The sequence below is a fragment of the Opitutia bacterium KCR 482 genome (genome assembly GCA_029269845.2).
Lineage (GTDB): Bacteria > Verrucomicrobiota > Verrucomicrobiia > Opitutales > Intestinicryptomonadaceae > Merdousia.
This window is the reverse complement of record CP149973.1, coordinates 301973-316867: the sequence shown is the minus strand read 5'-3', so window position 1 is coordinate 316867 and position 14895 is coordinate 301973. Positions and strand designations below refer to the sequence as shown.

Sequence of the window (14895 nt, the reverse complement as noted above, 5' to 3'; positions counted from 1 at the left end):
TTCCGCCGCCGTTTGCGCGTCGGCGGAAGCCCCGATTATCCGAAGATTTTCGAGAAGAAAGAGCTGTCGGCAATGAACTCTTTGTTGTATGCGTACAGACTCTTGATTTGCGCGTCCGCCTCTTTGCAGTTGTCGAACGCCATCTTTGCGGGATTGTAGCGGAGCTTCTGTTCGGGGAAGCTGAGCGAAATCATGCTAAGCAGGCACATTTCCGTGAACGGCGCGGCGTAGTCGAAGTTCGCGGGCGGCAGAGTTCCCGCGATGCAGTTTTTCGCCCATTCGAGGTGCGGGTTGCCGGGGGTAATCGAACGCGTGATTCTCTTTGCGGGAAGCGCTTTCGACTTCGCAAGCTCGCGCATTCTTTCGCGCGGGTAAATCATCGAGTTGAGACCGTATTCGTTTGTGAGCACCGTTTCCTTTGTGCCGACGATGAACGTGCAGTTGCCGTTGTGCCACGGATTCTTCGGGTCGGGAACGAGGAAGCTGGGTTCTACTCTTTCGATTTCCTTCGGGCGCGCGCCTGCGTCGCACCAGTGGAGGTTGATTTTGCCGCCGAGTCCGCACTTGTTTTTGAAGACCATTTCGACTTTCGAAGCCGCGGGCCAGTTGTAGTCGTCAAAAGGCGTCGACCAGCCCTGTACCGTTTCGGGAGTGCCGAGTTCGAACGCCGAGTAGGGAACGTCGAAGAAGTGGCATGCCATGTCGCCCGCGGCGCCCGTGCCGTAGTTGCGGAGTCCGCGCCAGTTGAAGGGCAGAACTTCGGGGCTGTAAGGCTGGTATGGCGCGACGCCGAGCCAAAGCTTGTAGTCCACATTCGACGGCACTTTTTCGCCCTTGGGCATTTTCAAGCCGCCCTGCGGCCAAATGGGTCTGTTTGTCCACATGTAGATGTCTTTGATGTCGCCCAGAAGCCCCGCGTTGTACCATTCGCGGATTGCGCGCCAGCCCTCGTTGGTGTGTCCCTGATTGCCCATTTGGGTAATGACGCCCGCCTTCTTTGCGAGGCGTTTGAGTTCGTTCGCTTCCCAAATCGTGCGGGTGAGGGGCTTTTCGCAGTAGACGTGCTTGCCCTTGGAAATCGCCCACGAGGCAATCGGGTAGTGCATGTGGTCGGGAGTGGCGACGACAACAGCGTCGATGTCGGCGTCCATTTCGTCGAGCATAACGCGGAAGTCGCGGAAAATTTTAACGTTCGGGTGTTTTTTGTATGCGACAACCGCGCTCTTGTAGCCGCTCCACGGCTTTTTTGCAACTTCGTCCTGAACTTCGCAGAACGCTACGATGTTCACGAGGTCGGGGTGCTTTTCGAGGCTTTCAAGCGCGTTGTAGCCGCGTCCGCCGACGCCGACGAAAGCCACGTTGAGCTTGCCGTTTGCGTTTTTAACCTTCGATGTTTGGCATGAGGGCAGGAACATCATTGCGCCCGCCGCCGCCGAAGCTTTGATAAAACTTCTGCGATTCAACATATTTTTCCTTTTTATATATTAGTGTTTGGTGTTGCGCCGAAATCTTCCTCCCCGTCGGCGGAATGTTCGGCGTTGCGTTTTTTTGCGCAACGTTGAGAAACTCTGCCGTGAAAATTGCAAATGGCAAGCAAAACCGCATAAATATTTTGACATTTCCGGCGTTTTCTTTGAAAAATTCTCACATGAAACGCTTTGCGAATTTTTTTGCGCTTTTTGCAATTTTGACGCAGTTCGGCTGCGTGGGAACCGACATTTCCGCGCCGAAAACGCCGGCGAACGTGTCGGTCGTCAACGGGTTGCGAATCAGCCACGATTTTCTCGACGACAACGAATACAACCGCCGCCGCGCCGTTCCCGCGCCGTTCAGGGAAATCAGGACGGTTACAATACACAACACCGCCGGCTACATTTCCGCAAAGGAGGAGCGCGACAGAATAAACTCCAAGCGCGACAACGTTTCCGTGTCTTTCCACTACGCCGTTGACGAAAACTGGGCGGTTCAGCTCATACCGCTCAACATGCACGCGTGGCACGCGGGCGACGGCGACAAGGGCGAGGGCAACCTGTACAGCATAAGCATTGAAATCTGCCGCAGCCTTTGCCGCGACGGCGACGCCTACGAGAGGTCGGAGGCGAACGCCGTGATTCTCGCCGCCCACCTGCTAAATCAGTACAATCTGACGGTAGACTCCCTGCGAATGCACCGCGACTGGTCGGGGAAATACTGCCCGCACAGGATTCTCGAACGCAACGGGTGGGAGGATTTCAAGAAGCGCGTCGCCGCCGAAATGCAAAAAGCCCGCTAGCCTCTCCGCGCAAAATCCTATCGCGCACCGTCGCGCCAACCCATGTTGAGGCTTTCCTCCGAGACGCTTTCACGCTCTTCGGCGGTTTTCCCGAATGCGGCAGTGCGCCCGAAACGCAGCGCAGGCACACTGCGTTTTTCTTTGCGCTTATTTTGCCGTTCTACATGCGGGGCGGGCATGGCGCGCCGAAGGTTTATACAAAAAAAGCGCACCCTTGCGGGCGCGCCGTTTGTTTTTTCTTGAGTAGCAAATTAGAAACCCTGCGCAATCATTGCGTTTGCGACCTTCTTGAAGCCCGCGATGTTCGCGCCGTTCATATAGTCGCCGGGTGTTCCGAATTCCGCCGCCGCTTCGAGGGCGTTCTTGTGAATGCTGCGCATGATGTTGTGGAGTCTTTCGTCCACTTCTTCGCGCGTCCAGCTGAGGCGGATTGCGTTCTGCGACATTTCCAAGCCCGACGTCGCCACGCCGCCAGCGTTGGAAGCCTTGCCGGGAGCGTAGAGAATCTTCGCCGCCTTGTAGACTTCGATTGCGCCGGGGGTCGAGGGCATGTTCGCGCCTTCGGAAACGAGTATGCAGCCGTTTTCGATGAGAGCTTTTGCGTTGTCTTCGTTGATTTCGTTTTGCGTCGCCGAGGGCAGAGCGAGTTCGGCTTTCGCCAGTCCCCACGGTCTCTTGCCTTCGTAGTACTTTGCGGTCGGGAATTTCTTTGCGTATTCGCTGATTCTGCCGCGCTTGTTGTTTTTAAGGTCGAGAATGAACGCGAGTTTTTCTTCGTCGATGCCGTCGGGGTCGATTATGCAGCCGTTCGAGTCGGAAGCCGAGATTGGCTTTGCGCCGAGCTGAATGAGCTTTTCAATCGTGTACTGCGCGACGTTGCCCGAACCCGATACGAGCGCCGTTTTGCCTTCGAGCGTGTCGCCCTTTGTAGCGAGCATTTCCTGCGCGAAGTAGACGTTGCCGTAGCCCGTCGCTTCGGGTCTGATAAGGCTGCCGCCCCATTCGAGCGCCTTGCCCGTCAGAACGCTGTCGTAGGAGTTTCTGCAACGCTTGTACTGGCCGAAGAGGTAGCCGATTTCTCTGCCGCCTACGCCGATGTCGCCTGCGGGAACGTCGGTATTGGGACCGATGTGGCGGTAGAGTTCGCGCATGAAGCTGTTGCAGAAGTTGCGCACTTCGTTGTCAGACTTGCCCTTGGGATCGAAGTTCGAACCGCCCTTGCCGCCGCCCATGGGGAGGGTCGTGAGCGAGTTCTTAAATACCTGCTCGAAACCGAGGAATTTGAGAATGCCGAGGTTTACCGAGGGGTGGAAACGCAGACCGCCCTTGTAGGGGCCGATTGCGCTGTTGAACTGGACGCGGTAGCCCTGGTTTACCTGAATTTCGCCCTTGTCGTCCGCCCACGGAACTTGGAACATGATGATTCTTTCCGGAACCACCATTCTTTCGAGAATCTTGTTCTTTTCATATTTGGAGTCGCTGTCGAGAACCGAGCTCAACGACGAGAGAACCTCTTCCGCAGCCTGCAAGAATTCTTTTTCCCACGGCTGTTTCGCTTTGAGGTCTTCGAGTACCTTTGCTACATATTTGTTCATTTTTTTCCTTTGATTGGGTTTTAATGTAAAAACTGCCGCAATTCTCGTATTATTCGGCAGTGCGTCAAGTTGGCAAATGAAAAAACAAGCGTTTCCTACAAATTTGTGCATTTTATTTCGGCGGTTTTCGATACAAATGTGTAGTCGATTTCCCTGCCCGTTTTATATGGGCGCAAAAAAAAGGACGCCGAATTTTCATTCGGCATCCGCAGTTTTTGGCAAAGGCTATTCTTTCGCTTGGCCGCTTCCGCCGAATACCCGCGCGGTGGCGTTTAGAAATTCGTAGCCGTATGTTTTGTCGGGCTCGAGATATTCGCCTTCGGTCCATTCGTTCCAAGCGTTTATCAGAATCAGTTTAGGCATGCCGGCTGGAATGTTTTTGTCCGCCCATTCTTTCGCCATGCGCAGCGACTTTTCGTATTCTATCGGCGATTTGCCCGTTACCAGCGGGGTTGTTTTTTCCCTGGGCCAGCGCGGATTGTTGTCCCAGCCTGTCGAAACAATCGGGAAGAATGTTCCGACCTCCTTTTTATACACATTCCATTTCGGCATTGCGGTATCGCGCCAAGTTTTGTAGTCGCCTTTCATAGAGCCTGTCCAGTTGTAGGTGGACATCGAGTCGTAGCCGTAGTATTTTGCGGCTTCATCGGGCTCGGGAGTGGCGTTGCCGGCAATCGGAACATTCCTGTTTCCGGCTGTCAGCGACATCAAGTGCAGCCCCGCAAAGCCTGCCTTTTTGCATTCCGCGCGGAAATAGTCCAGGGCTTCTTTTGCGTTTTCCGCGCCGCCCATGCCCCTGATGAGGTTTCGCATGAGGTACATTGCAAAGACGGGCTTGCCGTCAATCTTGTAGTAGTTGGCTTTTTTGAAATATTCGATGAATCGTGGGACGAGAACGCTCTTGAATTCGTCGGGCGACACGTCGGCGCTCCAGACTGTTTCGAGCTTCTTCATTCCGTGAACTTTGTTGTTCCAGAGAGAATCGACATCGTGGTTTGCCCACATTATAAAAAACTTCATGCGTTCGTTGTTGGGGGCTTTCAGGAAGCCGTCGTTGAGCGCGCCTTCGAGGAACGGCCTGCCGCCGTACCAGTACCAGTCGTACATGAAAACGTTTACGCCGGCGGCGAGGGCGGCGTCGATTTTACGCGCGACGGCGATAGGGTCGTTTTCCTTTTCGTAGCCCCAGAGCGGGACGAGCGGTTGGTTGTGCCCCTCGAATTTCGGTACGGCTTCGTAGACGTTCTGCCATTCTCCGTTTCCGTGTCCGAAGATTCCCAGTTCCCGCCAGCGCGGTTCGGGGTGGTATGCGGGCCATACGACGGCGGCGACGTCGTATGCGGCATATGCGGCAAGCGCCGCCGTCATTGAAAACAGCGTTGTTAGATATTTTTTCATATGCGTGCTGTGTGTTTTTTCTATTTTTTATTTGGCTCAAAAAGTTTGTAGCCGATTGGGGGAATTTCCGTCCCCTCGAACTCGAACGGAGTCTTGCGGTAGTTCGCAACGATTCTGCTTCCGTCTTCGTATTTCACAAGGAACACGTCTTTTGCGATTTCCTCGTGAGACTGCATAAGCTCGCGCTGGAGTCGGCGCACGGGTACGAATTCGTCCCAAGCCTTTTTGATTCGGGGAACGTCGGCGAACTTGTATGTGTAGAAAATAGGCTTGCCGCCGAATTCGACGATTTTCAGCGAAACGAACGGATCTACCTTGCCGTCGCCCTCCATCCAGCGCGGGTCGCCGCTCTTGTCGAGCTTGTACGGACACTTTCCCCTCGTGTGGTTTTGCGTTTCGCGGTCGGAGTTGTACATGACTATTCCGTGGTAGACAATTTCCCAAAGCGGAAAAAGCCCGTCGATAAGCTTGTTCTCGCGGTGCTCGCGCAGAACTTTCAACGCTCCGCCGATGTAGTTGATATAGTCGATATTTCCCGCAACGTGGTCGAAGCCAGCCTCCGATGCCGCCGAACCGAAAAGCTCTTTCGAGCGCGCGAGGATTTTGTTTTGATATTCCGCCGTGATTTCGGGCGTCGCCAAATGGTTCGGGTCGGCGCACGGAGTCGGGTAGAGCGACGAGAACACGTCGATGTAGTGCGGGCCCCTTGCGCCGAGGTCGCGCATTTGCTCGAGTTCTTTCGGTGTCCAGCCGTTCCACGCGGCGCGCTGGCAGACCATAAAACACTGCCCGCCCGCCCAGACGCCTCCCTTGACGAGCGAGCCGTCGCGCCATTTCGAGATGTAGCTAGGCGACCACATGGGCGAGACGGGATACGCGTCGGTATTCGTTGCGTGCAGGGTGAATTGGAAGCCCAAATCCTGCGTTTTTTTGATTAGCCTGCGGAAGGCGTCTTCACCCCCAAACGTAATTTCCACGGGGAAGTGCGATGGCGTTCTGCCGTCGTAGCCGCCGTTGTTCCAGCCCGCCGAAACTATCGTGCATTTGTCAACGCCGGAATCTTTGATTGCCTGCACGAATTCTTCCGACACGCCGAACGGCATGTGCGCGATAATCGGCTGCTCGGTTTCCTTTGTGTAGGTGATGTCGGTTTCGGGTATCGGCTTTGCTCCGTGCGTCTGGATTCGCACGACAATCGAATCGCATAGGTAGTCGAGCTCGGGGTATTTTTTTACGCGCTCTTTTATCGGCGTGATTTCGCCGCGGGCAATTCGGTAGTTTCTGTATCCGCGCGCCATTCCCGAATAGTTCGCGTCTTTGCCTTCGAGCGCGCGGTATTCCACAACAATGTCGTCGTAAGGGTCGAAAAACTTGCGCACGTTGTCGATTCTGAAGCGCGGATAAACCGCGTATTTGCCGTCCTTTACATCGACCCTGAAATCGTAGTTGAAGCGGTATGTTTTGACGACAGCCCAGAATGTCTTGCCGGCTTTCTTCATGCCGAAAATGGGCATAAAACTTCTGACATAACAGAACTCCCCGTTGTCGCGGTCGAACTTGCCGAACCAGCCGCGGCCGTCAACCCAGTAGCCTTCGTCGCCTTTTTCCGCGCGGGCGAAGTCGGGTATTATATCTACATACGCGACACCGCCGAGCGATTCCTTTTTTATAGTGATTCGCTCCAGCCCGCCGCCGAGCTCCTGGCTTTCGACGCGCTTTTCCGAAACGCTTCCGTCGTTGTGCGTTTCCCTGATCAACACGGGCGAGGAAAAAAGATTTTCAGCCGCAAGAAATGCACCCATTGAAACCAAAAGATACCTAAAAGAATTCCATGTGTTCATAACACTATAAAAATGCAACTCCCGATAGGCGCAAGCTTTTTTTTGAATGTTGATTGTTTTTCTTGAAAAATGTTTTTATGCGATAAAAAACGCCGGTCGCCGCGCCGGACAAAAAATTAATCTTCTTGACTATGAAAAAAGCCGCTTTAATAGTTTCCGTATTATGTTAGCAAGACAACGCCAAAGGGTAATTCTTTCAATGCTCGAAACCCAACCGAGCCTGCGAACAATCGAACTGGCAAAGCAGTTCGACGTCACCGACGAAACAATCCGCCGCGACTTGGAGTTTCTCGATTCCGAGAACAAGCTTATCCGTACGCACGGCGGCGCGTTGCGCATCGAAAAGCGAGCGATTGACCTCCCGCTTCAAAAGCGCCTCAAAGAGCATCGCGCCGCAAAGCAGGAGATTGCAAAAAAGGCTCTCGAATTCATCAAGGAGGGCGACACTATTTTGCTCGACGCAAGCTCGACGGTTTTGGCTCTGGCGGAAATCCTCCCCGATATGGAGCTTACGGTAATCACGAACGCGCACGATACTGTTGTTCCCTTAATGGGAAAGAGCAAAATCAACGTTGTCGCCACTGGCGGCAAGCTCGACCGCGTAAGCCTAAGCTACGGCGGGGCTATTGCGTGGTCTACGGTGCGCAAGATTTCGGTAGACAAGGCGTTTTTCTCGTGCAACGGCCTCGACCTCGACCGCGGGGCGAGCGAAGTTGCGGAAATCCACGCAGAATTCAAGGAAAACGTGCTTCAATACTGCCGCGAGAAAATCCTCATGTGCGACGCCTCCAAGTTCGGCGTCCGCAGCGCGCGCTTCTTTGCCGATTTCGACATGATTGACAAGGTCTTGACGGATTCCTCCGCGGACGAGTCGTTTATCCAGAAGCTCAAAGGCGCGGGCGTTTTCGTTAAATAGACGCAGCGTTTGCATTCAAAAAGCCGCACGGGTTTCCGCGCGGCTTTTGCCTTTTTCTGGCGTGCGATTCGGCTTACGAGCCGAATGCCGACTGCGCCGAGCGCCACCAGTTGTAGTGCTTGTTTTCAAGCTCCTCTTTCGACGGCATGGGGTAGTAGAGCATGTCGTCGCCTACTCCTACATAGAAGCCGTTTTTGATTGTCCTGTATAGAAAGTCGGAGGCGGAGCGGGCTACGACCTTGTTGTTTTTGCCGCCCTTGTTGCGAACCTGCATGAGGCAGTAGCGCAGGTGGTAGCTGTTGATGTAGGGCAGGTTGCCGAGATCTCCGTTTTCGGGGTCGGATTCGAGCGCGCCGAGTTTCAAGTCGCAAAAGGCGATTTTATCGACGTGCACGAGCCTGTCTTTCGAAGTCAGCCGCGCGATGTATTCGGCCGGGTTGAGAATGCTTACAACTCTGGGCTTGCACGGAGCGAGGTCCTGGTACAAATAGAGGTGCGGCTTCAAATCGGGGACGAACGGGGCGGGGGAGAGCTCTAGCGTCTTGCCGTCGGAGGTCACAACATACAGGTTTTTGAACGCCGACATCGGGACGTGTTCGAGCACGCGGTAGACCGAAAGGTAAACCGACTTGTGCGGCGAGCCGTCGGGGTGCGGTTCGCAGAGCTTGTCGAATTTGTCAATCGGCAGGTAGTCGGACTCGAAGTTCGGGTCGATTTCGAAGAAAACGGCTTGGTCGCAGTTTCTGCGGAAAACGCCCGTTGCGAAGTACGCGCCGAATTCCTGCGGCGGTAGGTTCGACGCCACGAGGGCTTCGGGAATGAGGGATAGATACAAATGCTTTTCCATTTTTTCCTTTCCTTTGCGTTATGTTTTCCGAATCGGAAAACAGTTTTGCGCGGGCGCGTAAAAAATGCAAGCAAATTGAGACCGCCGCCGAGCGATTTTTAGCGCAGCCCGTAGGGGATTTTTGCGAAGCGCGACGACGCGTTTTCGACAAGCTCTCGCGCAGATTTTTTCGAATACGCAGCGCCAACGCCCGCGCTTTTAAGGGGAGTCGCGGCGCGGAGCAGAACGGCGAGGTCGCCGCCGAGCACGATTCCCGCGAAATCGCCGTTGCGCGAAATTGCGATGTCGCCCGCCGACGGCGAAAATTCGCCGAAGACCGACTGCATAAGTCCGACGTCGAGCCTTGCGTAGTCCGCGTTTTTGAAGTCGGCGCGGAACGGCACCTGCCCGTATTTCGAGTTCTGCGCGTCCACCACGACGCAGTCGGGAAACGCGAATGTGTTTTTTGGAATTTTGAGCGGCTCGATTTTCTCCTTTTCCACAAATTCGCGGGGAACGGCTATTGCAATCAGGCGCGGGTCTTCCGCGAGCGACACAACGGCATCGGGCTTGAATTCGAAGCTCTTTCCGCGCACCGAAACCGACATGGATTCGGGCTCGGAATACTGCCTGTCCTTTTTCAAGAACGGCGCAAAGGGCGTGCCCTCCGAGTTTGCCACAAGCCAGATTTTGCCGCCCATTTCAATCGGCACAAGCCTGCGCGAAACAGTAGTCTGGTTCTTGCCGAAAATGCCGCTTTCGACGTAGGTTAACGTGGCGGTGGCGAGGCGCGGCTTGATTCCGGCGAAAATTTCCGACGACGTTTTGGGGCGGAGTTCGCCGACGCTTCGGGTCATTTTTTCCTGCTGCGCGGCAAGCTCGCCGACGCCGACGGCGAGCGTTTCGGCGTGTTCGCGGATTTTCTCCTTTTCGTTCTTTTCGATGTTTACAAGAGTCTCGTAGCGTTTGATGTTTTCGCGGTAGATTTGCTCTTTTGCAGACGCCACTTCGAGGCGCGTTGCCAGAGCCTGCTTTTCGGCTTCGATGGCGCGGTTTTCCGATTTGAGGGCATCGCCCTCGGCGGCGAGCCTTTCGAGATTTTCCCTGCTTTGTTTGAGCTCTAGCTGGACGGATTCGAGCTTCTGCCTTGCGGCGGAGTCGGACTGTTTTACGTCGCCGAGTCTGCGTTCGAGGTCTATTCTTTCGCGCGCGGATTTTTCGAGCTTTTCGCCCGCGGCTATGATTTCGTTTTTGAGCTTTTCGTTGCGCTTTTCGCTCGACTCCGCGCGCGACTGCAATTCGCCGCTTTTTTTGAGAATTGCCGCGCGTTCGCGTTCAAGTTCCGCTTTCGCCCTCGCGAGTTCGTCGCGGGCTTTTGCGATTTCTGCGAGCTCGCGCTCGCGCTCGTCGAGCGACTTCTTGCGGCTTTCCGCAAGCGACTTGTTTTCCTCCGCAGCCTTTGCGAGTTTCGACACGTCCGAATCGAGCGATTCGCGCCTGTCGCGTTCGGCGTCGAGCGACATTTTCAAAAGTTCGAGCATTTGCGAATCGGCGAAGTTGCGCTGTTCGGCGGCCGCCTGCAATTCGAGCTGTTCGGCAGCCGCGCCCGACGGCGGCGAATCGAAATTGGCAAGGCTTATAAGGCTCAGAAGCAGGAAGTCGCAAATGACTATCATTATTGATTTGCTCATAAAATTCCTCCGTGATTTTCCGCGCAGTCAATATAATTAAACGCCCGACTGCAAGCTCTTTTAAATATTAATGTCTTGAAGCCCGCGCGAAATTCGGCAAATATTGCGGCAGAAATTTTTTTCAAAATGCAGCCAAACCGCAAAAAGACAACCGACGACTCCCCCAAAAAGAAAACCCTCCACACCGTCTCGATTACCGACGAACAGGCGGAAAAGCTCGATGCGTGGCTCGACAAGCACCTCTGGGCGCCGTTTTCGGTCAACTACGCGAAGTTCGCGTACAAGGGCCCCGACGTGAACGTTGTGGCGTATTCGTCGGGGAAGGTCGTGATTCAGGGCAAGGGCACGGAAGACTTCGTCCAGTTCGTCCTCGAACCCGAAATCACGGGCTTTGCGCAGCTCGGCTACGACGAAGCCCTCCACCCCGAATGGTACGAGCTCCACGCGGGCGTAGACGAAAGCGGCAAGGGCGACCTCTTCGGGCCGCTCGTTTCGGCGTGCGTTGTCGCCGACGGGGACGCCGTGCGCGAGTGGGTCGCCGCAGACCTGCGCGAATCCAAAAAAGTTTCGAGCGACGAAGCGGTTCTCAACATGGCGCGGAAAATCAAGGCCACAAAAAACGTCGCCGTGAAAGTGTCCTACGCGGGCATGGAAAAATACAACGCCCTCTACATAAAATTCGGGCGAAATCTCAACAGGCTTTTGGCGTGGTTCCACGCGACGGCGATTACGTCGGCCCTGAACGAAAGGCACGCGCCGTGGGGTATGCTCGACCAGTTCACGAAACAGCCGCTTGTCCAACGCCAGCTCGACATTCCCGACTTCGAGCTTAAAATGCGGACAAAGGCGGAAGAAGACCCCGTCGTCGCGGCGGCGTCGATTATCGCGCGCGCAACCTACATCTACGCAATGCGCAAACTCTCCGACGAATGCGGCATAAAACTCAAAAAAGGCGCAAGCGCGGACGTCCGCAAACAGGCGGTTGAAATCGTCAAAAAGTTCGGCGCGGAGGATCTGAAACGCTTTGCGAAAATGCACTTCAAAACCGCGTCGGAGGCGATTTCGGAAGCGGAAAAATAAAATGGCTTCAAAAAAACACTCGGCAATAAACGCGCTCGCCGCGTTCGACTCCGAATACATTTCGGGGCGCAGCTGGCTTGTGGGAATCGACGAAGCGGGCAGGGGCTGTCTTGCGGGTCCCGTGTGCGCGGGGGCGGTTGCCGTCAGCGCGAAGGCGTACGCAAACCCCGCGTTTTTGGACGCGCTCGCGCTTCTCGACGACTCCAAAAAACTTTCCGAAGCCCGCAGAGAGGAATTGTATTCAACGCTCTGCATGCTGAAAAAATCGGGCGAAATAGACTTCGAGGCGGCGTTCGCCTCCGTCGCGGAAATCGAAAAATTCAACATTCTTTCCGCCACCCAAATGGCGATGACCCGCGCCGCCGAAAAGCTCGACGAACGCCTGCATTTGGGGCTTCGCAAGTCGTCCTCGCCCGCGACGCTCTTCGGGGAGGCGGCTCTCGACACGTCGATTGCGTGCCTGCTAATCGACGGAAAGCCGATGAAAAAAGTTCCGTACGCGCATACGGCGGTAGTCAAGGGCGACGCGTCGAGCTTGGCGGTCGCGGCCGCGTCGATTGTCGCAAAATTCACGCGCGACAAATTCATGCGCGACATATCCGCAAAATACCCGCGCTTCGGCTTCGACGTCCACAAGGGCTACGGCACCGCGGCGCACCTGCAAAGCCTGCTGCTCTTCGGCGCGACCGACATTCACAGGCCGAGCTTCCTCAAAAAACTCCGCGCGGAGTCCGAAAAAACCGAAATGCAGGCGGAACTTTTTTGAAGTTTTCGGGCTTTTTGCCCGTCTAAAATCGGGCTTTTAAATTTAAAGGCTTGCAAGAATTTTAAAAGTCTATGCAATTACCGCGAAAAATATTATGAGCGATTTCCAAACAGCTATTTTGGCACTCGAAGACGGCAGCGTATACAAAGGCCGCGCATTCGGCGCAAAGAAAACGGTCGTCGGCGAGGCGGTCTTCAACACTTCCATGACGGGCTATCAGGAGGTTCTTACCGACCCGTCCTATTTCGGGCAAATCGTCACAATGACCGCCGTCGAAATCGGAAACTACGGCGTCAACAAGGCGGACGAAGAATCCGACGGAATCAAGGTCAGGGGCTTTGTCGTGCGCGAAGTCAGCCCGGTTTCAAGCAGCTGGCGCGCCGAGCAAACCATTCAGGAATACCTCGAACAGGGCGGAGTGCCCGCAATCAGCGGCGTCGATACCCGCGCGATTACAAAAAAACTCAGAAGCGTCGGCGCAATGAAGGCGTGCCTTTCTACCGAGGGAATCTCGGCGGAAGAGGCTGTGGCAAAAGCCCGCGGCTGGGCTGGGCTTGTCGGCGTAGACTACGTCCGCGAAGTAAGCCGCAAAACTCCTTGCAAGTTCGACTGGTCCGACGAAATGCTCAAACCCTTTACGGTCGAGGGCACAAGCCTCTACAAGTTCGAGCGCACAACGCCCGTCTTCAAATGCGCGGCGATAGACTACGGCGCGAAAACGTCGATTTTCAAAAAGCTCGCGTTCCACGGCTTCGACGTGACGATTTTCCCCGCCGACGCGCCCGCCGAACAGATTGAGGAATTTGCGCCCGACGCGGTCTTCCTCTCGAACGGCCCCGGCGACCCCTCCGCGGTTTCATACGCGCACAAATGCGTGTCGCGCCTGATAAAGAAATATCCCACGTTCGGCATTTGTCTGGGACACCAGATTATCACGCACGCAATCGGCGCAAAGACGTACAAGCTCAAATTCGGACACCGCGGCGGCAACCAGCCCGTCAAGAATCTCGAAACTGGGATTGTCTCCATCACTTCGCAAAACCACGGCTTTGCGGCGGACGCAAAGTCCATCGAAAACGCGGGCGGCATCGTAACCGAAATCAACCTCAACGACGAAACCGTAGAGGGTCTGCGCCTGAAAGACTATCCCGTGTTCTCGGTGCAATACCACCCCGAAGCGGCTCCCGGGCCGAACGATGCCGACCCGCTCTTCGAAAACTTCCACGAGCTTGTCAAAAAGACGCTCGGAAAATAGGGCGTCGTCGCGGAAAAATTTTTCAAAAAAAACTTGATTTTTGAAAAAATGGGTATCTAATACAGCGGCAATATGCAAAACAGTTGGTTCAGCTACTACTTTTACTTTACCTTTCCAAACAGAGGCGTTCGGTAGGCGGCTTGACCGTTGTTGTATGCAGAAAAGTTTAACCCGAACGCCCAAGGCGGTCGGGTTTTTTTATTTCCCCGATTTTCAAAAAAAAAATTTTTTTAACACGAAAGAAAGACAATGAATCAGAAATCAATGAACAGTTCCTCGAAATCGTCAGGCAGATGGGTCGGTTTCAGGAAGGAGTTAAAAGTGCTCGACTGCACAATCAGAGACGGCGGGCTTATGAACGCCAGCCGCTTCGACGACAAAACCGTTCGCGCCGTCTACGACGCCTGCGCCGACGCCGGTATCGACTACATGGAAATCGGATACAAGAACAGCAGCAGCATTTACGCCCCCGCCGAATTCGGCGACTGGCGTTTCTGCAAGGAAGAGTCAATCAAGCGCGTAATCGGCGACAACAAGCGCGACATCAAAATCTCCGTCATGGCGGACGCCGAAAAGAGCGACTACAAAACCGACCTCTCCCAAAAGTCCGAAAGCCTCATCGACATGGTTCGAATCGCGACCTACATTCACCAAATTCCGCTCGCGCTCGACATGATTAAACATTGCCACGATCTCGGCTACGAAACGACCGTCAACATCATGGCGGTTTCGACCGTGCGCGAAAGCGAACTCGACGAAGGTCTTGAAATGCTCGGCGAAAGCGAAGCTGAGTCAATCTACCTCGTTGACAGCTTCGGCTCGCTGTACAGCGAACAAATCCGCTACATGATGGCTAAATACATGCGCATCGCACACGAATTCGGCAAGGAAATCGGCATTCACGCCCACAACAACCTGCAACTCGCGTTCGCAAACACGATTGAGGCGATTGTCTGCGGCGCGAACATGGTAGACGGAACGCTCGCAGGCCTCGGGCGCGGCGCGGGGAACTGCCCGCTGGAACTGCTCGTGGGCTTCCTCCACAACCCGCGTTATAGAATCCGCCCGCTGCTCGAATGCGTCGAAACGGAAATCGAGCCGATGCGCGCAAAGCTCGGCTGGGGCTTCGACTACCCGTACATGACGACGGGTTTCCTCAACCGCCACCCGAAAAGCGCAATGGAATACAACGAGTCCGACAAGCGCGGACAGATTGTCAATTTCTACGACGAAATGATGAAATAACACGCGGAAT

General features: G+C 54.8%; 12 protein-coding genes. 6 read left to right on the top strand and 6 right to left on the bottom strand.

The features are described 5' to 3' along the window. Positions 1-35 precede the first annotated feature (35 nt). Positions 36-1466 carry a Gfo/Idh/MocA family oxidoreductase gene (locus P3B99_001295; protein WYJ07764.1) on the bottom strand — a complete coding sequence of 477 codons (1431 nt, stop codon included), beginning with the start codon at positions 1464-1466 and terminating at the stop codon, positions 36-38. 182 nt (positions 1467-1648) lie between these two features. Between P3B99_001295 and P3B99_001290 the strand changes: the two genes are divergently transcribed. Then, positions 1649-2272, top strand: coding sequence for an N-acetylmuramoyl-L-alanine amidase (locus P3B99_001290; GenBank protein ID WYJ07763.1), 624 nt, complete (start codon positions 1649-1651; stop codon positions 2270-2272). Between the two features lie 251 nt (positions 2273-2523). On the opposite strand, the gene gdhA is transcribed toward P3B99_001290, so the two are convergent. From gdhA to P3B99_001275, 3 genes are all read right to left on the bottom strand, one after another. Beyond that, positions 2524-3867, bottom strand: a complete 1344-nt coding sequence (gene gdhA / locus P3B99_001285) for an NADP-specific glutamate dehydrogenase (protein ID WYJ07762.1) — start codon at positions 3865-3867, stop codon at positions 2524-2526. Positions 3868-4092: 225 nt separating this feature from the next. Next, positions 4093-5265 carry a glycoside hydrolase family 99-like domain-containing protein gene (locus tag P3B99_001280; protein ID WYJ07761.1) on the bottom strand — a complete coding sequence of 391 codons (1173 nt, stop codon included), beginning with the start codon at positions 5263-5265 and terminating at the stop codon, positions 4093-4095. 20 nt (positions 5266-5285) lie between these two features. Then, positions 5286-7067, bottom strand: a complete 1782-nt coding sequence (locus P3B99_001275; protein WYJ07760.1) for a DUF5696 domain-containing protein — start codon at positions 7065-7067, stop codon at positions 5286-5288. 85 nt (positions 7068-7152) lie between these two features. Here P3B99_001275 and P3B99_001270 point away from each other — a divergent pair, with 85 nt between their 5' ends. Further along, positions 7153-8022, top strand: a complete 870-nt coding sequence (locus P3B99_001270) for a DeoR/GlpR family DNA-binding transcription regulator (GenBank protein ID WYJ07759.1) — start codon at positions 7153-7155, stop codon at positions 8020-8022. Positions 8023-8095: 73 nt separating this feature from the next. Here P3B99_001270 and P3B99_001265 read toward each other — a convergent pair whose 3' ends face one another. Beyond that, the gene (locus P3B99_001265) at positions 8096-8869 is read right to left on the bottom strand and encodes a hypothetical protein (GenBank protein WYJ07758.1); all 774 of its coding nucleotides are present in this window, start codon (positions 8867-8869) and stop codon (positions 8096-8098) included. A 98-nt stretch (positions 8870-8967) separates the two neighbouring features. Next, entirely contained in the window at positions 8968-10539 is a 1572-nt protein-coding gene (locus tag P3B99_001260; protein WYJ07757.1) for a hypothetical protein, read from the bottom strand. 126 nt (positions 10540-10665) lie between these two features. Here P3B99_001260 and rnhC point away from each other — a divergent pair, with 126 nt between their 5' ends. From rnhC to P3B99_001240, 4 genes are all read left to right on the top strand, one after another. After that, a complete protein-coding gene (gene rnhC / locus P3B99_001255) occupies positions 10666-11619 on the top strand; it encodes a ribonuclease HIII (GenBank protein WYJ07756.1) in 954 nt (317 codons plus the stop codon). A 1-nt stretch (position 11620) separates the two neighbouring features. Continuing rightward, on the top strand, positions 11621-12385 hold the full coding sequence (locus P3B99_001250; GenBank protein ID WYJ07755.1) for a ribonuclease HII: 765 nt from the start codon (positions 11621-11623) through the stop codon (positions 12383-12385). 94 nt (positions 12386-12479) lie between these two features. Then, positions 12480-13640, top strand: coding sequence for a glutamine-hydrolyzing carbamoyl-phosphate synthase small subunit (carA, locus tag P3B99_001245; GenBank protein WYJ07754.1), 1161 nt, complete (start codon positions 12480-12482; stop codon positions 13638-13640). Between the two features lie 249 nt (positions 13641-13889). After that, a complete protein-coding gene (locus P3B99_001240; protein WYJ07753.1) occupies positions 13890-14885 on the top strand; it encodes an aldolase catalytic domain-containing protein in 996 nt (331 codons plus the stop codon). Positions 14886-14895 lie beyond the last annotated feature (10 nt).

Coding starts and splice junctions, on each gene's coding strand:
- P3B99_001240 (WYJ07753.1), top strand. CDS start 13,890: ATGAATCAGAAATCAATGAACAGTTCCTCGAAATCGTCAGGCAGATGG.
- gdhA (WYJ07762.1), bottom strand. CDS start 3,867: ATGAACAAATATGTAGCAAAGGTACTCGAAGACCTCAAAGCGAAACAG.
- P3B99_001250 (WYJ07755.1), top strand. CDS start 11,621: ATGGCTTCAAAAAAACACTCGGCAATAAACGCGCTCGCCGCGTTCGAC.
- P3B99_001265 (WYJ07758.1), bottom strand. CDS start 8,869: ATGGAAAAGCATTTGTATCTATCCCTCATTCCCGAAGCCCTCGTGGCG.
- P3B99_001260 (WYJ07757.1), bottom strand. CDS start 10,539: ATGAGCAAATCAATAATGATAGTCATTTGCGACTTCCTGCTTCTGAGC.
- P3B99_001280 (WYJ07761.1), bottom strand. CDS start 5,265: ATGAAAAAATATCTAACAACGCTGTTTTCAATGACGGCGGCGCTTGCC.
- P3B99_001270 (WYJ07759.1), top strand. CDS start 7,153: ATGTTGATTGTTTTTCTTGAAAAATGTTTTTATGCGATAAAAAACGCC.
- rnhC (WYJ07756.1), top strand. CDS start 10,666: ATGCAGCCAAACCGCAAAAAGACAACCGACGACTCCCCCAAAAAGAAA.
- P3B99_001290 (WYJ07763.1), top strand. CDS start 1,649: ATGAAACGCTTTGCGAATTTTTTTGCGCTTTTTGCAATTTTGACGCAG.
- P3B99_001295 (WYJ07764.1), bottom strand. CDS start 1,466: ATGTTGAATCGCAGAAGTTTTATCAAAGCTTCGGCGGCGGCGGGCGCA.
- P3B99_001275 (WYJ07760.1), bottom strand. CDS start 7,067: ATGGGTGCATTTCTTGCGGCTGAAAATCTTTTTTCCTCGCCCGTGTTG.
- carA (WYJ07754.1), top strand. CDS start 12,480: ATGAGCGATTTCCAAACAGCTATTTTGGCACTCGAAGACGGCAGCGTA.